The organism is Actinomadura formosensis, from assembly GCF_050948385.1.
Classification (GTDB): Bacteria; Actinomycetota; Actinomycetes; order Streptosporangiales; family Streptosporangiaceae; genus Spirillospora; species Spirillospora formosensis.
Map to the genome: position 1 here is coordinate 4,433,267 of NZ_CP192011.1, position 17,930 is coordinate 4,451,196.

The following is a 17,930-nucleotide window of genomic DNA, read 5'->3' on the forward strand; positions in this document are numbered from 1 at the left end:
CCTGGGGTCCTCGCCCCGGTCGCGGGTGTCGCGACGGCAGGAGTCTCCTGGCTCCCGGATCGACGCTCGCCCCGGCCTTCCCGTCCGCGTGGACAGTGGCCTCAAGCGGGGTTCGCTCCCCGGTCACAGTGGCGGGACCGCGCCGGATTCGCACCGGCTTCCTCCCTTTGCCATCGTCTGGGAGAAGAGTACGGCAGCGCGGCGCGCCCGCAAAGTGTGGTTAACATCCTCCCCGTGCCGAATGCCCGCGTGCCGGATGCCCCCCTGCCGAATATCCCCGCGCCCAATGCCAGAGCCCGCCCCGACGCGTGCCCGGGGATGCTGCGGACCCACGACGCCGCCGACGGGCCGCTGGCGCGCGTCCGCGTCCCGGGCGGCGCGGTGTCCGCCGCGCAGCTCCGCACGCTCGGCGGCGCCGCCCGCGAACTGGGACTCGACGTGATCGAGCTCACGTCCCGCGGCAACCTGCAACTGCGCGGCGTCCGCGACCCGGCCGCGCTCGCCGGACGGCTGGAGGCGGCGGGCCTGCTGCCGTCGCCGTCCCACGAACGGGTGCGCAACATCGTCGCCTCCCCGCTGGGCGGGCGCGGCACGCGCGGCGTCCTGGCGACCGATCCGCTGGTCACGGCCCTGGACCGGGCGCTGTGCGCGCACCCCCGGCTGGCCGCCCTGTCCGGCCGCTTCCTGTTCGCGCTGGACGACGGCACCGGCGACATGACCGCGCTGGACGCCGACCTGACCTGCACCCCGGCCGGTCTCCTCCTCGCCGGGACGCTCCTGGTGCCCGGTGACGGCGTGCCCGGTGACGGCGTGCCCGCGGTCGCCCTGCTGCTCGCGGCGGCCGACGCCTTCCTCGCGGTCCGCGGGGACGCGTGGCGGCTGGCGGAGGTACCGGGCGGCGCGCGGCTCGTCGCCGAACGGCTGGGCGGGACGCTCACCGGCGCGCCGGGCACCCACGCCCCTCCCGTCCCGCACGCCGGGATCGTCGGGCAGCGGGACGGGCTGGTCGCGCTGGAGGTCGTGCCGCCGCTCGGACGGCTGGCGGGGACGGGGGCCGAAGCGCTCGCGGAGGTCGCGGACGAGGTGCGCGTGACGCCCTGGCGGAGTGTCGTGCTGCGCGACCTGCGCCGGGACGAGGCGGAGCGGATCGCCGCCCGGCTCGAAGCGGCGGGGTTCGCGGCGGGCGCCGCCTCGCCGTGGGTCGGGGTGACGGCCTGCACGGGCGGCCCCGGGTGCGCGAAGTCGCGGGGGGACGTGCAGGGCGAGGCGCGGCGCTGGGTGGCCGGCCTGGAGCGCGCCCCCGCGGTCCCCGTCCACTGGGTGGGCTGCGAGCGGCGCTGCGGGACGCCCCGCGGCCCGGTCGTGCTGAAGATGCCAGGGGAAGGACAGGAATGATCGACTACGTCCGCGACGGCGCGGAGATCTACCGGCGGTCGTTCGCGACCATCCGCGCGGAGGCCGACCTGGCCGGCCTGCCGGACGACGTGGCGCGGGTGGCGGTGCGGATGATCCACGCCTGCGGCATGACCGACCTCGTCCAGGACCTGGTGTGGTCGCCGGGCGTGGTGGAGCGGGCGCGGGCGGCGCTGCTCGCCGGCGCGCCGGTCCTGTGCGACGCGCGGATGGTCGCGTCCGGCATCACCCGGGCCCGGCTGCCCGCCGGCAACGAGATCGTGTGCACGCTCGGCGAGCCGGAGGTGCCCGGGCTGGCGGCGCGGCTCGGCACCACGCGGAGCGCCGCCGCGCTGGAGCTGTGGCGCGGCCGGCTGGACGGCGCGGTCGTCGCGGTCGGCAACGCGCCGACGGCGCTGTTCCGGCTGCTGGAGCTGGTGGAGGCGGGCGCGGGACGCCCGGCCGCGGTCCTCGGGATCCCGGTCGGGTTCATCGGCGCGGCCGAGTCCAAGGAGGCGCTCGCCGCGAGCGGCCTGGACCATCTGGTGGTGCGCGGGCGGCGCGGCGGCAGCGCGATGACGGCGGCGGCGGTCAACGCCATCGCGAGCGAGGCGGAGTGATGACGGGACGGCTGTTCGGCGTGGGCGTCGGGCCCGGCGACCCGGAACTGGTCACGGTGAAGGCGGCGCGGCTGATCGAGACGGCCGACGTGGTCGCCTTCCACTGCGCGCGGCACGGGCGCAGCATCGCCCGGTCGGTGGCCGAGCCGTACCTGCGGGACGGCCGGATCGAGGAGCAGCTCGTCTACCCGGTGACGACCGAGACGACCGGCCATCCGGGCGGGTACCAGGGGGCGCTGGAGGAGTTCTACGCCGACTGCGCCGCCCGCCTCGCCGCGCATCTGGACGCCGGGCGGACGGTCGTGGTGCTGAGCGAGGGCGATCCGCTGTTCTACGGGTCCTACATGCACCTGCACAAGCGGCTCTCGCCGCACTACCCGACCGAGGTGGTGCCCGGTGTCACGTCGGTGAGCGCGGCATCGGCGGCGGCCGGGCGTCCGCTGGTGGAGCGGGAGGAGACGCTGACCGTCCTGCCCGGGACGCTGCCGGGCGAGGAGCTGGCGGGGCGGCTCCGCGCCGCGGACTCGGCGGCCGTCCTCAAGCTGGGCCGGACGTTCCCCAAGGTCAGGGCGGCGTTCGAGGCCGCGGGACGGCTCGGTGACGCCTGGTATGTGGAGCGGGCCGCGACCGACCGGGAGCGTGTCGTGCCGCTCGCCGACGTCGATCCGGCGGACGTCCCGTACATGTCGCTCGCGCTGCTGACGAGCCCGGCGGAGCGGTCGTTCGAGGCTCCCGCCCCGGCGCGGCCGGCCGGTTCCGGCGGGGTGTGGGTGGTCGGGCTCGGGCCGGCGGGGCGGCCGTGGCTCACCCCGGAGGCGCAGGACGCGCTCGCGTCCGCGACCGATCTCGTCGGCTACGGCCCCTACCTGGACCGGGTGCCGCCGAATCCGAGGCAGCGGCGGCACGCGTCCGGCAACCGGGTGGAGGCCGACCGGGCCCGCGACGCGCTGGCGCTCGCGCGGGACGGGGCGCGGGTCGCAGTCGTATCGTCCGGCGATCCGGGGGTGTTCGCGATGGCGGCGGCCGTGCTGGAGGTGGCGGCGGCGGAGGAGGAGTTCGCGGACGTGCCCGTGCGGGTCGTGCCGGGGCTGACCGCCGCGCAGGCCGTCGCGGCGCGGGCGGGCGCGCCGCTCGGGCACGACTTCTGCGTCCTGTCGCTGTCGGACATCCTGAAGCCGTGGGAGGTGATCGCGCGGCGGCTCACCGCCGCGGCCGAGGCCGATCTCGTGATCGCCCTCTACAACCCGTCGTCGAGCCGGCGCAGGCACCAGCTCCCGGCGGCGCGCGACCTGCTGCTGGAGCACCGCTCCCCCGAGACGCCGGTCGTCATCGGGCGCGACGTCGGCGGGCCGGAGGAGAGCGTGACGGTGACGACGCTCGGGAAGCTGGACCCCGAGCGGGTCGACATGCGCTGCCTGCTCATCGTCGGATCGTCCACCACGCGCGTCACCGACCGGGGCGTGGTCTACACGCCGCGCCGCTACCCCTGAGCCCAGGCGGCGGCGGCCGCGACATCGTCCGTCGCCCTGACCCCGCCGGGGAGAGGGGGGCGGTCCACCATGATGACCGGGAGGCCCGCGTCGCGGGCGGCGGTGAGCTTCGCGCGGGTCATGGCGCCGCCGCTGTCCTTGGTGACCAGCACGGTCAGGCGGTGCTCCCGGATCAGCGCGCGTTCACCGTCCACGGTGTAGGGGCCGCGTGCGAGCAGCACCTCCACGTTGGCCGGGACGGGCGGCTCCGGCGGGTCGACCGAGCGGGCGAGGAACCAGGCGTCGGCGCGGGCGGCGAACACCGGGATGCTGCGGCGGCCGGTGGTGAGGAACACGCGGGCACCGGCGGGCGGCGCGGCGGCGGCCGCGGGCAGGGACGGGACGCGCCGCCAGTCGTCGCCGTCCTCCGCGTCCCAGCCGGGGCGGCGCAGCGCGAGCAGCGGCACGCCGGTCAGCTCCGACGCCCGCGCGGCCGAGGCGCTCATCCGTTCGGCGAACGGGTGCGTGGCGTCCACGAGACGGTCGATGCGGTGCTCGCGGAGCCAGGCCGCGAGCCCTTCCGGGCCGCCGAAGCCGCCGATGCGCACCGCTCCGGCGGGCAGCCGCGGGTCGGTGACGCGTCCGGCGAGGGACGAGACGACGTGCACGCCCGTCAGCCGGGCGGCGAGGGCGCGGGCCTCGGCGGTGCCGCCGAGGATCAGGACGCGCCGCACGCCCGGTCCCGCTCGGCGCTGTAGAGGTGGCTGTCGGGGAACGCCGACGCCGTCAGGACGCGGCCGACGACGATCACCGCCGTGCGCCTGACGCCGGCGTCGCGCACGAGGCCGGCGATGTCGGCGAGGGTGCCGCGCAGGATGAGCTCGTCCGGGCGGCTGGCGCGGGCGACGACCGCGACCGGGCAGTCGGCGCCGTAGCGGGGCAGCAGCCCGGCCACCACCTCGCCGATGCGCTGGACGGCCAGGTGCAGCACCATCGTGGCGCCGCTCGCGCCGAGGGTGGCGAGGTCCTCGCCGTCCGGCATCGGGGTCGCGCGCACGGCCGTGCGGGTCAGGATCACGGTCTGGCCGACGCCGGGGACGGTCAGCTCCCGGCCGAGCGAGGCCGCCGCCGCCGCGAACGCCGGAACACCGGGGACCACCTCGTACGGCACCCCGGCCGCGTCGAGGCGGCGCATCTGCTCGGCGACCGCGCTGAACACCGACGGGTCGCCGGAATGGAGGCGGGCCACGTCCAGCCCGTCCCGGTGGGCGGCGACGAGCTCGGCGACGATCTCGTCCAGGGTCATGTCCGCGGTGTCGGCGAGCCGGGCGCCGGGCGGGCACGCGTCGAGCAGCTCGCGCGGCACCAGCGACCCCGCGTACAGGCACACGGGCGCCGACTCCAGCACCCGCAGGCCGCGCACGGTGATGAGGTCGGCGGCGCCGGGACCCGCCCCGACGAAGTACACCGTCATGGGGTGTCCTTCCGTGTCGTCCAGAGGGTGACGGGCATCGCGGGACGCCAGCCGGTGAACCCGCCCAGCGGCGCGGCGCGTTCGACATGGACGCGGACCAGCTCACCGCCGTGGGTCCGGCGGAACCGCGTCACCGCCGCCTCCGATTCGAGGGTGACGGCGTTGGCGACGAGCCGCCCGCCCGGCTTGAGGGCGTCCCAGCAGCGCTCCAGCAGGCCGGGGACGGTGAGGCCGCCGCCGACGAAGACGGCGTCGGGGGCCGGGAGGCCGTCCAGCGCGCCGGGCGCGCGGCCTTCCACCACCCGGACGCCCGGCACACCGAGCGCCCCCGCGTTGCGGCCGATCCGGCCGGCCCGGTCGGGCCGGCTCTCGACCGCGATCGCCGCGCAGGACCGATGCGCCCGCGCCCACTCGATCGCGATGCTGCCGGACCCGGCGCCGACGTCCCACAGCAGTTCCCCCGGCAGCGGCCCGAGCCGCGACAGCGTCACCGCCCGGATCTCGCTCTTGGTGAGCTGCCCGTCGTGCTCGTACATCCCGTCGGGCAGGCCGGCGGCGCGGGGCAGGGGCGCCGCGTCCGGGCCGGGCACGCATTCGACGGCGACGACGGCGAGCGGCGAGGCGGCCGGGTCCGTCCAGTGGGACGCGACGCCGTGCGCCGCCGTCTCGCCCGCCGCGCCGAGGTCGCACAGGACGGTCATCCGGCTGGGGCCGAATCCGCGTCCGGTGAGCAGCGCCGCGACGACCGCCGGGGCCTCGCGTCCCGCGCCGAGGACGAGCACGCGCCGGCCCGGCGCGACGGCGGCGTTCAGCGTCTGCGCCGGGCGGCCGACGAGGCTGACGACGTCCACCCGCTCCAGTGGCCAGCCGAGCCGGGCGCACGCCAGCGACACCGACGACGGATGCGGCAGCACCCGCAGGCGCCGCGCGCCGACCAGGTCCGCGAGCGTGGAGCCGATCCCGTAGAACATGGGGTCGCCGCTGGCCAGGACGGCGAGCCCGCGCCCCCCGTGGCGCTCGATCAGCCCGGGAAGCGCCGGGAGGAGCGGCGACGGCCAGGCGACCCGCTCGGCCGTCCCGCCGGGCACCAGGTCGAGTTGGCGGCGGCCGCCGAGCAGCACGCCGGCCTCGCGCAGCGCCGCCCGGGACGCCTCGGCGAGCCCGTCCCATCCGTCGGCGCCGATGCCCACGACGGTGATGACGCGCGCGTCCACTGGCCTCCTTCGGCCCGTTCCGGGGGAAATGCGGCGGTAAGTCTATAGCTGGCACACTTGGCCGGGTGAAGCGGCTTTCGATCATCGGCATCGGCGCGGGCGACCCCGACCACCTGACGTTCCAGGCGGCCAAGGCCATCGCCGCCGCCGACGTGTTCCTCCTGGTCGACAAGGGTGAGGCCAAACAGGATCTCGCCCGGCTGCGGCACGACCTCATCACCGCGCACGGCCGCCCCCCGTACCGGATCGTCGAGGCCACCGACCCCGAACGCGACCGCACCGCCGCCGCCTACACCGCCGCCGTCGAGGACTGGCGGTCCCGGCGCGCGCACATCTACGAGTCGTTCGTCACCGGCGAGCTGGACGACGGGCAGACCGGCGCGCTCCTCGTCTGGGGCGACCCCGGGATCTACGACAGCACCCTCGCCGCGCTGGACGAGGTCGACGCCGAGTTCGAGTACGAGGTCATCCCCGGCATCAGCAGCGTCTCCGCGCTGACCGCCCGGCACCGCGTCGGGCTGACCCGGGTGGGGCGTCCCGTCCACCTGACGACGGGACGCCGCCTCGCCGCCGAGGGCGCCACCGCCGACGACGTCCTCGTCATGCTGGACGCGCACTGCTCCTTCGCCGGCGCGGGCGACGACTTCCACATCTACTGGGGCGCCTACCTCGGCACACCCGACGAGATCCTCATCTCCGGGCCGGTGCGGGAGGTCGCGGACGAGATCCGCGCCGTCCGCGCCGAGGCCCGCGCCCGCAAGGGGTGGATCATGGACACCTACCTCCTGCGGCGCGAGCCCCCGGCGTCCTGACCCACCCCCTTCCTCGTTCACACATTCGATGGAACGGGGTGGATCAGGGGTTGCGAGCGGGGGACGAAGAGCTGACCGTGTGGAAAGGAAGATGCGACCGGCGAGTGCTGCGGCGAGCCGCATCCGCCGTCGTCCCCCCACCCGGAAGAGGAGCAGCCGATGACACGGCGCCCGCGCATTGACGATCTGACCTCCCGCGCCGTCCCGGACCGGCCCCGCCGCCCGCCCGCCGACGCGGGCCACTGGCGGCGCCGGCTCGCCGTGCTGGCCGCCCGCCGCCGCGTGCCCGGCGCCGCGCTCGGCATCCTGCGGCTGCGTCCCGGCGGTGCGGACGAGCTGGTCGAGGCCGCGTACGGGGTCCTGAACAAGGACACCGGCGTCGAGACGACGACCGACTCGGTGTTCCAGCTCGGATCGATCACCAAGGTGTGGACGGCGACCCTCGTGATGCAGTTCGTGGACGCGGGCGTCCTCAGCCTCGACGCGCCCGTCGTCGAGGTGCTGCCCGAGCTGCGGCTGGCCGATCCGGAGACCACCAAGCATGTGACGATGCGGCATCTGCTGACGCACACCAGCGGCATCGACGGCGACGTGTTCACCGACACCGGGCGCGGCGACGACTGCCTGGAGAAGTACCTGACCGTCCTCGCCGAGGTCGCGCAGAACCACCCGATGGGCGCCACCTGGTCGTACTGCAACGCCGGGTTCTCGCTGGCCGGACGGGTCATCGAGCGGCTGACCGGCGGCACCTGGGACGCGGCGCTGCGCGAGCGGCTCGTCGCCCCGCTCGGGCTGCGGCACACGATCACGCTGCCCGAGGAGGCGCTGCTGCACCGCGCCGCCGTCGGGCACGTGACCCCGGCGGGCGAAGAGCCGTCCAGGGCATCGGTGTGGCAGCTGCCGCGCTCGGCCGGGCCCGCCGGGCTGATCGGCTCGACCGTCGCGGACGTGCTCGGCTTCACGCGCATGCACCTGACCGGCGGTCTCGCGCCCGACGGGACGCGGCTGCTGAGCGAGGCGTCCGCCGCCGCGATGACCGCCAGGGAGGCCGAGCTGCCCGACACCCGCACGCTCGGCGACTCGTGGGGCCTCGGCTGGTTCCGGCTGACCTGGGACGGACGCCGCCTCATCGGCCACGACGGCTCGACGATCGGGCAGCACGCCTACCTGCGGGTGCTGCCGGACGAGGGCCTCGCGGTCGCGCTGCTCACCAACGGCGGCGACACCGACGAGCTGTACCAGGACCTCTTCCGGGAGATCTTCGCCGAACTCGCCGGGCTCACGATGCCGCCGCCGCTGGCGCCGCCCGCCGAACCCGTCCGCGTGGACGCCGACCGGCACCTGGGCACCTACGAGCGGGCCAGTACCCGGCTGGAGGTGCTCCGCGGCGAGGACGGTCCCGTCCTGCGGATGACGGTGACCGGCCCGCTGGCCGGCATGGTGCCCGACACGGTCCGGGAGTACCCGCTGGTGCCGGTCGAGGAGGACCTGTTCGCCGTCCAGGACCCCGACACCGGCTCCTGGATGGCCGTGACCTTCTACGGGCTCCCGACCGGCGAGCGGTACCTGCATTTCGGGGTGCGCGCCACCCCGATGGTCGGCGGCCCCGGCTCACCGGCCGGACGCTGACCTTTCGGTTAATGATGGGTGAAGTCGCCGCCTTCTCATGGGCCGCGCCGGCCGGCGGCAGTAGTCTCACGATGGACTCGCGCACACCGGGTCCGGGCGGTGGAGAGGAATCGGGTCGGTGAGCGTGATCAATGTCGGGCAGGCCGTCGTGCTCGGGATCGTGGAGGGCCTGACCGAGTTCCTCCCGGTGTCCTCGACCGGGCATCTGAAGATCACCGAGGGCCTGATGGGCATCCCGGTGGACGACGAGTCCGTCGTCGGGTTCACCGCCGTGATCCAGGTCGGCGCGATCGCGGCCGTGCTGGTGTACTTCTACCGGGACATCATCCGGATCGTCACCGCGTGGGGGCGCGGGATCACCGACCCTGCCGAGCGGTACCACCACGACTACAAGTTCGGCTGGTGGGTCATCTTCGCCACCGTCCCCGTCGTGGTCGTCGGGGTCGCGGCCAAGGACCTCATCGAGGGCCCACTGGCCTCGCTGTGGGTGGTCGCCGGGTCGCTGATCGGCGGGAGCGTCGTGATGTGGCTCGCCGACCGGCTCGGCCGGCACAAGCGCGGCGAGGACGACACGTCCCTCACCGACGCGATGCTGATCGGGTCGTCGCAGATCCTCGCGATGCTGTTCCCCGGCTTCTCCCGGTCCGGGGCGACGATGTCGGTCGGGCTGATGCTCGGCCTCGACCGCGTCGCCGCGACCCGGCTGGCGTTCTTCCTCGGCATCCCCGCGCTGACCGGCGCCGGCGTCTACGAGCTGCCCACCGCGCTCGGGTCGGGGGCCGGCGCGGTCCCGCTGGCCGTCGGCACCGCCGTGTCGTTCGCCGTCGCCTACGCCTCCATCGCCTGGCTGCTGCGGTTCGTCGCGCGGCACAGCTTCACGTCCTTCGTGGTGTACCGCCTCCTCGTCGGGCTGCTCCTGTTCGGGCTGCTCGGCACCGGCACGTTGAGCGCCTGACATCCGCCGGGACGCGGAAGACCGGCCCGGGGGCGGCACGGCCGGCCGCCGAGCCGCCCCGCGCCGGTCACTTCCCCGCGTGGGCCCGGCGCAGCTCGGCGATGTCGAGCTTGCGCATGGACAGCATCGCCTTGGTGGCGCGCGCCGCCTTCTGCGGGTCGGGGTCGCCGATCAGCTCGAACAGCACGGTCGGGACGACCTGCCAGGACACGCCGAACTTGTCCTTGAGCCAGCCGCACTCGGACTCCTGGCCGCCGTCCTCGGTGAGCCGGGTCCAGTAGTAGTCGACCTCGTCCTGGTCCGCGCAGGGGATCTGGAACGAGATGGCCTCGTTGAAGGTGAACTCCGGGCCGCCGTTCAGCCCGACGAACCTCTGGCCGTTGAGCTCGAACTCGACGGTCATGACCGTGCCGGGCTTGCCGGGACCGGCGTCGTTCACGCGGTGGACGCCGCTGATCCCGGCGTCCTTGAAGATGGAGACGTAGTGGTTCGCGGCCTCCTCGGCCTGGCCGTCGAACCACAGACAGGTGATGAAACCCTCGCCGGCCATTGGTACCTCCCGTTGTTGGTCGCTTCCCCCATGCAGACCACGCGCGTCCCGGAAACTCATCGGCGTGGCACCCGGCCGATTCCGCGTCCGGTCGAGCCGTTCATCTCCAACGGGCGTCAGCCGGTTTCGCGGCGGGCCCGGGCCCGGCGTCTGCCCTCGTGCATGGCCTGGACCCGCGCGACCGGAATCGTGTGGCCCTGCTCGATCAGGCCGGCGGGCAGGGCCTGCGGTTCCGGCATGAGCTCCGCCCACGGGTCACGGCCGCCGAGGAGGCCGAGGGCGGTCCTGATCGTGAAGTCGGCCGGGGCGACGGCGTCGAGATCGTTCCACGGGACGGGGAACGAGACGGGCGTGCCGGGGCGGATCCGCGGGCTGTAGGCGGCGGCGACGGTCGCGCCGCCCGCGCGGGTCGAGTCGAGGAACACCCTGCCTCCCCGGTCCTCCCGGATGAACGCCGTCGTCGCGAGGGCGGGGTCGAGCCGCTCGGCGCGCGCGCCCAGGGCGCGGGTGGCGGCGGCGACGTCCTCGGCGGGCGTCCGGCCGTCCAGCGGCACGAACACGTGCACGCCCTTGGCGCCGCTGGTCTTGACCGCGCCCCGCAGGCCCGAGTCGTGCAGCGCCTGCCGGACGAGATGGGCGGCACGGACGGCGGCCCCGAACGCGTCCGGGCCCGGCGGGTCGATGTCGATGACCAGGTGGGTGGGCCGGTCGGGCGCGTCCGCGCGAAAGAGCGGGGGGTGGTACTCGACGGCGCGCTGGTTGGCGAACCACAGCAGCGTGCGGCGGTCGTCGCACAGCGCGTACGCCACCTCGCGCCGGGACGTCTCCGCCCACACCTTCACCGTCCGCACCCACGACGGGGCGTACTTCGGCAGATTCTTCTGCATGAACGGTTTCTGGCCGCGCAGCACGCGGACGACCGACAGCGGGCGCCCGGCGAGTTGCGGGACGAGGCGCCCGGCGACGGCGTCCAGGTAGTCGGCCAGGTCCCGCTTCGTCGCGTCCGCCCCCTCGAACAGGGGCTGGTCCAGGTTCGTCAGCCGGACTCCGTCCCGCTCCTCCTCGGTGCTCACCCGTCCAGCTTCGCACGGGGGTCCGACAACCCCCTCGGGTAACGTCACGGGACATGTACGTACCGGCGCATTTCTCAGCAAGCGACACCGAGGTCGGAGAGGTGCTGGCCGGCTGCGACGCGGCCGACCTGGTGACCAGCACGCCGCGCGGGCTCGTCGCGACGTTCCTGCCCGTCCTGTACGACCCGGCGGCGGGCGAGCACGGCGCACTACTGGCCCATGTCGCCCGCAACAACGACCAGTGGCGCGAGCCCGCCGCCGGGGAGTCGCTGTTCATCGTGCACGGGCCCGACGCGTACGTGTCGCCGTCGTGGTATCCGTCCAAGCGTGAGCATGGCCGTGCGGTGCCGACGTGGAACTACCTCACCGCGCATGTCTACGGCCGCCTCGTCGTGCACGACGATCCGGCGTGGGTCGAATCGCTGGTGCGCCGCCTGACCGGCCGGCACGAGGAGGGCCGCGCCGACCCGTGGTCGGTGGACGACGCGCCGCCCGGGTTCATCGCCGGGCAGGTGCGCGCGATCGTGGGCGTCGAACTGCTCATCACCCGGATCGAGGCGAAGGCGAAGATGAGCCAGAACCGCCCGGAGGCCGACCGCGCCGGCGTGGTCGAGGGCTACCGGGCCGAGGGCGACACGGCGATGGCCGATGCCGTCCGCGACGCCTCGGCGTGAGTCAGCCGGGCCGCCAGGGGGACTCGGGAGCGGTGAGGCGGGGATCGGCGGTCACCTGGAGGGCATAGGTGGAGGTCGGAGCCCCCTCGACGGGGCCGAGGTAGGTGTGGCCGGTCAGATGGCACCAGGCGGGAAGGTCGATGGGGGCCGCCGGGTCGGTGGCCATCAGGTGGACGACGGTGCCGGGGGCCAGGCCGGCGAGGTGGCCGCGCAACTCCAGCAGGAGACGCACGCAGGAACGATCGCCGCCGTCGATGACCACTGGGTCAGCACTCACTCCCACATCCCCGGTTCTAGCAGACCGCTGGGGGAAATATAGAGGTTTGTCCCAACGAGGCCGTCAGGCGAGGGCGGGGCGGGCGATCGAGAAACGCCCAGAGAGGGACGTCCCAGACTTGACCCTTTCTTTCAGGTTCCGTCCAGCTTCGGGGCTTACAGTCGCAGTGAAGCACCCCCCGTTGTCATCCAGATGAGGAAACCGGCCTTGGGGCGAGCGATGGATCTCGGAGCAGCACGGGTGGAGAGCACGGAGACCTGCGGGACGCTCACGTTCCCGGCCGAGGTCGATCTGGCCAACGGCGAGGCGATCCTCGCCCAGGCCATGGAACTCCTCGACTCCGGGGCACCGGCCCTGATCCTCGATCTGTCCGGCTGCACGTTCTGCGACTCCAACGGGCTCAGCGTGATCACGCGGTCGCAGCTGCGGGCGAGCGAACTGGGCGTGCCGATGTGGGTGGTGCTGCCGCCGCGCGGCTTCGTCCGCCGGGTGTCGGAGGTGGCGGGTCTGCAGCGGCGCGTCGCGATCGCGCCGGACGTGGCGACCGCGCGCGAGGCCCTGGCCGCGCACCGCTAGCCGCACCCGGCCGAACGGTCAGGCGGCGAGCAGGATCCCGGCGGGCGGGTCCCGCCGGGATCCTGCTCGTTCCCGTCGGCCGACGCGCTTGCCGCGGGCCGGGATCAGGCCGGCTCGGCGCTGCTGAGCAGGCGGTCCTCGAGGGAGCGGCAGCCGGTGAACACCGAGCCGAGGCCCTCCCGGTCGATGATCTCGCGAAGCCGGGTCGGCAGCGCGGGCAGCGCCAGGCAGCCGCCCTCGGCGGCGACGCGCCAGCGGATGCCGAGCAGGATCGGCAGCGGGTCGCAGCGGATGCCGAGCCGCTCGTGCATCCGCACCATGAGGTGCCGCAGGTCGCCTTCGACCAGGGAGGTCAGCGTCTCCCCGAGCCGCGGCACCGTGACCTCGTCCAGCACGCCGGACAGATGGACGACCGTATGGTCGCCGTCGCCGGCCTCCGTCGTGGTGATCTTCAGTTCGGACGGGGCGGGCGGTGTCGGCGTGAGCCCGGCGTCCCCCGGATGCAGGGCACGGATGGCGTCGAGCACGTGGGTCGTGTCGACGTTCCCGGCCGCGCCGGCCGGAACGGGCGCCGGGACGGGCGCGTCCGTCGCCGACGCGATGTCCGGGAACACCGGGACGAGCCGCGCCAGCCCGGTGAGGTGCAGGGCCCGCCGCACGTGGGCGGACAGTGCCGGCACCACGGCCCGCAGCGGGCAGCCGAGCAACTGCGCCCGGGTCTCCGCGCGGGCCAGCAGGACCAGCCCGGCCGCGTCCAGCAGCACCGTGTCACCGAAGTCGACGACGACCCCGGTGCGCCGCCTCTCCGGGGACGGGCCGCCGGTGGCCAGCGACAGCGCCTTGTTCACCCCCTCCCGGATCCCCGCATAGTTCTGCCAGCTGATCTGCGCGGGCAGGCTCAGCACGATGAACCCTCGCCGGGTCTCGACGCTCAGACCCGGAACGGTCGTGTCCTTCATAGTCACATCCCGATCGGGGTCTTCACGGCCGCGCGGGCGGGCCGGGACGAGGCGGTCAGGTCGGCGGGCTCGGCGGGCACGCGGCCGGTACGGCGCGGCGGACGCGGCGGCGCGGCCGGGCGCGTGCCCGCGGGACGCCGGCCGGGGACGGTGGAGCCGGGCGGGGCGGACGCCGTCCGCCCGTCCGGATAGGGCGGACGGGCACCCCGCAGGACGCCCGTCAGCCGGGACGCCGCGAGGCGCTCGATGGTCCTTTCCTCGGGCCGTACTCCGAGATGGGCGCAGCAGCACCACAGGTCGTCCACGCAGCGGCGCACGTTCTCAGCCGGGATCTCGGCGAAGCGAACGCGCAGCCGCGCTACGAGGTCATCGCGCGCCGGTACGACCGATGGCGACTTCTCCCAGCGCTCCACTGTCCCTCCGATCGGTGTGGACGGACACTTTCCGTCCGAATGAGGCAGAACCCGCCGATATGGCGGGTTCTGAGGTTGGAAATGACCTACCCGAGGCTTGCGACAGAAAAAGCGGCGAACCTAAAAAGACGGACATGACACAACCGCCGCGCGGCAAGGCTTCGCGAACCGCGGCCCCGGCGAACGAGCCGTGAACAGCCGGGTCTTTGCGTGTTTTTCCCGCACCATGCCCGGCCGCTGCCGAACGCTGACCATTCCCGACGCCGCCCGCCGCCGAATCCTCCCGCGGAGGCCGCGCGATCTTCCCCGGCCATGGTCCCGCTCGTCCGGCGGGCCAGGGCGGCACGCCACCGAAACCGACAGAACGGTCACGTACCGTACGGAACTTTTTACGGATGGTTGCCTGTCGTGCACGTCCCCGTAGCGGACGGCGGGAATTGCTGATCTAGATGTCTCCAACACACCCGGGGTGACCCATGCACGGCCAGCCGAACAAACCCACCAACAGCACGTCCGACCAGGTCACCGGGCCGCAGGCGGCCGTCCGGCTCGGCCGGGGAGCGGCCGGCGCGCCGGCCGCGGGGGCGGTCCCCGACCCGTTCGGCGAGGAGAGACCGCGTACACCGCACTGGTTCAAGACGGCGGTGTTCTACGAGGTGTCGGTGCGCGGGTTCGCCGATTCCAACAACGACGGCTACGGCGACCTGCGCGGGCTGATCTCCCGCCTGGACCACCTGCAATGGCTGGGCATCCAATGCCTGTGGCTGCTGCCCATCTACCAATCCCCCCTCAAAGACGGCGGCTACGACATCTCCGAATACACCCAGATCCTCCCCGAATTCGGAGAACTCGGCGACTTCGTGGAACTCATCGAACAAGCCCACGCCCGCGGCATCCGCGTGATCGCCGACCTGGTCATGAACCACACCTCCGACCAGCACCCCTGGTTCCAGGCCTCCCGCACCGACCCCACCGGCCCCTTCGGCGACTTCTACGTCTGGGCCGACGACGACACCGGCTACCCCGACGCCCGCGTCATCTTCATCGACACCGAATCCTCCAACTGGACCTACGACCCCATGCGCGGCCAGTACTACTGGCACCGCTTCTTCTCCCACCAACCCGACCTCAACTACGACAACCCCGCCGTCCAAGACGCCATGCTGGAAAACCTGCGCTTCTGGCTGGACCTGGGCATCGACGGCTTCCGCCTGGACGCCGTCCCCTACCTGTACGCCCGCGAAGGCACCAACTGCGAAAACCTCCCCGAAACCCACACCTACCTCAAACGCGTCCGCGCCGAAGTCGACCGCCTCTACCCCGACCGCGTCCTGCTCGCCGAAGCCAACCAATGGCCCGACGACGTCGTGGAATACTTCGGCGACCCCGCCGCCGGCGGCGACGAATGCCACATGGCCTTCCACTTCCCCGTCATGCCCCGCATCTTCATGGCCGTCCGCCGCGAACAACGCTACCCCATCTCCGAAATCATGGCCCAAACCCCCAAAATCCCCGAATCCTGCCAATGGGGCATCTTCCTCCGCAACCACGACGAACTCACCCTGGAGATGGTCACCGACGAAGAACGCGACTACATGTACACCGAATACGCCAAAGACCCCCGCATGAAAGCCAACATCGGCATCCGCCGCCGCCTGGCCCCCCTCCTGGACAACGACCGCAACCAACTCGAACTGTTCACCGCCCTGCTGCTGTCCCTGCCCGGCTCCCCCGTCCTGTACTACGGCGACGAAATCGGCATGGGCGACAACATCTGGCTCGGCGACCGCGACGCCGTCCGCACCCCCATGCAATGGACCCCCGACCGCAACGCCGGATTCTCCGCCTGCGACCCCGCCCGCCTCTACCTGCCGGTCATCATGGACCCCATCTACGGCTACCAGGCCGTCAACGTCGAAGCCCAGGCCAACAACCCCGGATCCCTGCTGCACTGGACCCGCAAAATGATCGAGATCCGGCAACGCCACCCCGTCTTCGGCGTCGGCTCCTACGTCGAACTGTCCGCCTCCAACCCCTCCGTCCTGGCCTTCACCCGCGAGATCACCGAGGACGAGAGCCCGTGGGGCCAGATGGACACGATCCTGTGCGTCAGCAACCTGTCGCGCTTCCCGCAGCCGGTCGAACTCGACCTGCGGCGCTTCGAGGGCTACTTCCCCGTCGAGTGCATGGGCGGCGTCCAGTTCCCGGCCATCGGTGAGCTCCCCTATCTGCTGACGCTTCCCGGGCACGGCTTCTACTGGTTCCAGCTCGTCCCGCCGGACGACGACGACGCGGAGCAGATCGTGGGCGCGGGAAGGACCGTCTGACCGTGCTGCCACCCCGAACGGACCTGACCCGAGACCTCGCGGAATGGCTGCCCCGGCAGCGGTGGTTCGGCGCCAAGGACGGCGACATCGGCGACGTGTCCGTCGGCGCCGCCACCGAACTCCGCGCCGGCGACCCCGCCCTGCACCACCTCGTCCTCGATGTCCGGCGGAACGGAGTCCCCGACCGCTACCAGCTGCTTCTCGGCGTCCGCAGGCACCTGCCCGACCGGCTCCGGCACGTGGAGATCGGCGGCACGCCCGAGGCGCGCCTGTACGACGCCGCCCACGACCCGGAGCTGACCCGTGTCCTGCTGGACGCGCTGGCGGGCGGGGCGTCCATCGGGCCGCTGCGGTTCCATCACCTCGACGGCGCCCGCATCCGCACCGACCTGGCGAGCCTGCCCATCACCGCCGAGCAGACCAACACCTCGCTGCTGTTCGGCGACGCCTACATCTGCAAGCTGTTCCGCCGGCTCGGCGACGGCGTCAACCTCGACCTGGAGGTCAACCTCGCGCTGACCCGCGGCGGCTGCGCGCACGTCCCCGCCGTGCGCGGCTGGATCGAGCTGGAGCCCGGCCCGGACGGCGCCGGACCCGTCACGCTCGGGCTGCTGTCGGACTACCTGTACACCGGCGCGGACGGCTGGAGCCTGGCGATCGCGAGCGTCCGCGACTGGTTCGCCCACCCGCCGCCGCCCGGCGACGAGTGGGCGGAACTGGATGCGAGCGCCGCCGGCGGCGACTTCGCCGCCGAGGCGGAGCGGCTCGGCGCGGCCACGGCGCAGGTGCACCGGGCGCTCGGCGACGCGTTCGGCGTGACGGTCATCCCCGCGGAGGAGGTGCGCGCCATGGCGGCGCGGATGCACGCCGAGCTGACCGCCACCTGCCGCTCCGTGCCCGGCCTGGCACCGCACGCGAGGGCGCTCACCGCGGTCTTCCTCGATCTGGCCGCGCAGGCGTCGCCGCTGACCGTCCAGCGGCTGCACGGCGACTACCACCTCGGCCAGGTGCTGCGGACCGAGTCGGGCTGGGCGCTGCTGGACTTCGAGGGCGAGCCGGCCCGCACGCAGAGCGAGCGCCGCGCCCTCGCGCATCCGCTGCGGGACGTCGCCGGGATGCTGCGCTCCTTCGAGTACGCGGCGCGGTTCCTCATCACCAAGGCGGGGACGGTGCCGACCGAGTCGGGGCCGCATCTGGAGACCCGGGCGCACGCCTGGGCGGCGCGGAACCGGGCGGCGTTCTGCCGCGGCTACGCGGCCGCCGGCGGGCCCGACCCGGCCGCGCATTCGGTGCTGATGCACGCGTTCGAATTCGAGAAGGCCGTCTACGAGGTGCGGTACGAGGCACGAAACCGGCCGGCCTGGCTGCCCGTCCCGCTGAAGTCGCTCGCCCATCTGATCACTTGATCAAAAACACCGATGCGCGCATCCAATTCCCCGCCATGATCATGTAAAACCATCCGGCTCTCTCAATTCCGCGGCGATCAGCGGGTACCCGGGTTCTCGGCAGGTTGTTG

The 17,930-nt window shown here is 73.5% G+C and carries 18 protein-coding genes and 1 riboswitch; of the genes, 10 read left to right on the top strand and 8 right to left on the bottom strand.

Features of this window, described 5'->3' with window-relative positions; translation table 11 throughout:
- Window positions 1–40: 40 nt before the first annotated feature.
- A riboswitch (cobalamin riboswitch) is annotated at window positions 41–188 on the bottom strand.
- A gap of 46 nt (window positions 189–234) precedes the next feature.
- From ACQP1N_RS21130 to cobJ, 3 genes are read left to right on the top strand one after another with little or no spacing between them, the layout of a single operon-like run.
- Window positions 235–1,395, top strand: a complete 1,161-nt coding sequence (locus ACQP1N_RS21130) for a precorrin-3B synthase (protein WP_433226143.1) — start codon at window positions 235–237, stop codon at window positions 1,393–1,395.
- The gene (locus tag ACQP1N_RS21135) at window positions 1,392–2,012 is read left to right on the top strand and encodes a precorrin-8X methylmutase (RefSeq protein WP_433226145.1); all 621 of its coding nucleotides are present in this window, start codon (window positions 1,392–1,394) and stop codon (window positions 2,010–2,012) included. Before ACQP1N_RS21130 ends, ACQP1N_RS21135 begins: the two co-directional genes overlap by 4 nt.
- Complete coding sequence (gene cobJ, locus ACQP1N_RS21140) at window positions 2,012–3,502, top strand: precorrin-3B C(17)-methyltransferase (RefSeq protein WP_433226147.1); 1,491 nt, start codon at window positions 2,012–2,014, stop codon at window positions 3,500–3,502. Before ACQP1N_RS21135 ends, cobJ begins: the two co-directional genes overlap by 1 nt.
- On the opposite strand, the gene ACQP1N_RS21145 is transcribed toward cobJ, so the two are convergent.
- Genes ACQP1N_RS21145 through ACQP1N_RS21155 form a run of 3 tightly spaced genes read right to left on the bottom strand, consistent with a single transcriptional unit; the run spans window position 3,493 to window position 6,169 of the window.
- The gene (locus ACQP1N_RS21145; RefSeq protein WP_067806325.1) at window positions 3,493–4,215 is read right to left on the bottom strand and encodes a cobalt-precorrin-6A reductase; all 723 of its coding nucleotides are present in this window, start codon (window positions 4,213–4,215) and stop codon (window positions 3,493–3,495) included. The two genes, cobJ and ACQP1N_RS21145, sit on opposite strands and share 10 nt — an antisense overlap.
- Entirely contained in the window at window positions 4,200–4,955 is a 756-nt protein-coding gene (cobM, locus tag ACQP1N_RS21150) for a precorrin-4 C(11)-methyltransferase (RefSeq protein ID WP_433226150.1), read from the bottom strand. Before cobM ends, ACQP1N_RS21145 begins: the two co-directional genes overlap by 16 nt.
- Window positions 4,952–6,169: a bifunctional cobalt-precorrin-7 (C(5))-methyltransferase/cobalt-precorrin-6B (C(15))-methyltransferase gene (locus tag ACQP1N_RS21155; RefSeq protein ID WP_067806331.1), complete on the bottom strand. Its 1,218-nt coding sequence runs from the start codon at window positions 6,167–6,169 to the stop codon at window positions 4,952–4,954. The genes cobM and ACQP1N_RS21155 overlap by 4 nt, the downstream gene beginning before the upstream one ends.
- A gap of 65 nt (window positions 6,170–6,234) precedes the next feature.
- Here ACQP1N_RS21155 and cobF point away from each other — a divergent pair, with 65 nt between their 5' ends.
- The 3 genes from cobF to ACQP1N_RS21170 all read left to right on the top strand — a co-directional run bounded on the left by cobF (window position 6,235) and on the right by ACQP1N_RS21170 (window position 9,565).
- A complete protein-coding gene (cobF, locus tag ACQP1N_RS21160; protein ID WP_174548905.1) occupies window positions 6,235–6,981 on the top strand; it encodes a precorrin-6A synthase (deacetylating) in 747 nt (248 codons plus the stop codon).
- A gap of 159 nt (window positions 6,982–7,140) precedes the next feature.
- Window positions 7,141–8,610: a serine hydrolase domain-containing protein gene (locus ACQP1N_RS21165; RefSeq protein WP_433226152.1), complete on the top strand. Its 1,470-nt coding sequence runs from the start codon at window positions 7,141–7,143 to the stop codon at window positions 8,608–8,610.
- Window positions 8,611–8,728: 118 nt separating this feature from the next.
- Window positions 8,729–9,565 carry an undecaprenyl-diphosphate phosphatase gene (locus ACQP1N_RS21170; RefSeq protein ID WP_433226154.1) on the top strand — a complete coding sequence of 279 codons (837 nt, stop codon included), beginning with the start codon at window positions 8,729–8,731 and terminating at the stop codon, window positions 9,563–9,565.
- A 67-nt stretch (window positions 9,566–9,632) separates the two neighbouring features.
- Here the strand turns inward: ACQP1N_RS21170 and ACQP1N_RS21175 are convergent, their stop codons facing one another.
- Together ACQP1N_RS21175 and ACQP1N_RS21180 are read right to left on the bottom strand one after the other, a co-directional pair.
- Window positions 9,633–10,115 (bottom strand): VOC family protein, encoded by a 483-nt coding sequence (locus tag ACQP1N_RS21175; RefSeq protein WP_433226156.1) that lies wholly within the window; start codon window positions 10,113–10,115, stop codon window positions 9,633–9,635.
- 116 nt (window positions 10,116–10,231) lie between these two features.
- Window positions 10,232–11,188: a DNA polymerase domain-containing protein gene (locus ACQP1N_RS21180; RefSeq protein WP_433226158.1), complete on the bottom strand. Its 957-nt coding sequence runs from the start codon at window positions 11,186–11,188 to the stop codon at window positions 10,232–10,234.
- Between the two features lie 53 nt (window positions 11,189–11,241).
- Here ACQP1N_RS21180 and ACQP1N_RS21185 point away from each other — a divergent pair, with 53 nt between their 5' ends.
- Window positions 11,242–11,862, top strand: coding sequence for an FMN-binding negative transcriptional regulator (locus ACQP1N_RS21185; protein WP_433226160.1), 621 nt, complete (start codon window positions 11,242–11,244; stop codon window positions 11,860–11,862).
- Window position 11,863: 1 nt separating this feature from the next.
- On the opposite strand, the gene ACQP1N_RS21190 is transcribed toward ACQP1N_RS21185, so the two are convergent.
- Window positions 11,864–12,139, bottom strand: coding sequence for a sulfurtransferase TusA family protein (locus ACQP1N_RS21190; protein WP_067807537.1), 276 nt, complete (start codon window positions 12,137–12,139; stop codon window positions 11,864–11,866).
- A 240-nt stretch (window positions 12,140–12,379) separates the two neighbouring features.
- On the opposite strand from ACQP1N_RS21190, the gene ACQP1N_RS21195 reads away from it, so the two are divergent.
- Window positions 12,380–12,715, top strand: coding sequence for an STAS domain-containing protein (locus tag ACQP1N_RS21195; RefSeq protein WP_067807541.1), 336 nt, complete (start codon window positions 12,380–12,382; stop codon window positions 12,713–12,715).
- 104 nt (window positions 12,716–12,819) lie between these two features.
- Here the strand turns inward: ACQP1N_RS21195 and ACQP1N_RS21200 are convergent, their stop codons facing one another.
- Both ACQP1N_RS21200 and ACQP1N_RS21205 read right to left on the bottom strand, forming a co-directional pair.
- Window positions 12,820–13,674, bottom strand: coding sequence for an STAS domain-containing protein (locus ACQP1N_RS21200; protein ID WP_433226163.1), 855 nt, complete (start codon window positions 13,672–13,674; stop codon window positions 12,820–12,822).
- A gap of 2 nt (window positions 13,675–13,676) precedes the next feature.
- Complete coding sequence (locus tag ACQP1N_RS21205; protein WP_067807549.1) at window positions 13,677–14,087, bottom strand: hypothetical protein; 411 nt, start codon at window positions 14,085–14,087, stop codon at window positions 13,677–13,679.
- Between the two features lie 476 nt (window positions 14,088–14,563).
- On the opposite strand from ACQP1N_RS21205, the gene treS reads away from it, so the two are divergent.
- Together treS and ACQP1N_RS21215 are read left to right on the top strand one after the other, a co-directional pair.
- Window positions 14,564–16,414, top strand: a complete 1,851-nt coding sequence (treS, locus tag ACQP1N_RS21210; RefSeq protein WP_433226165.1) for a maltose alpha-D-glucosyltransferase — start codon at window positions 14,564–14,566, stop codon at window positions 16,412–16,414.
- Between the two features lie 2 nt (window positions 16,415–16,416).
- Window positions 16,417–17,820: a maltokinase N-terminal cap-like domain-containing protein gene (locus ACQP1N_RS21215; RefSeq protein ID WP_433226167.1), complete on the top strand. Its 1,404-nt coding sequence runs from the start codon at window positions 16,417–16,419 to the stop codon at window positions 17,818–17,820.
- Window positions 17,821–17,930 lie beyond the last annotated feature (110 nt).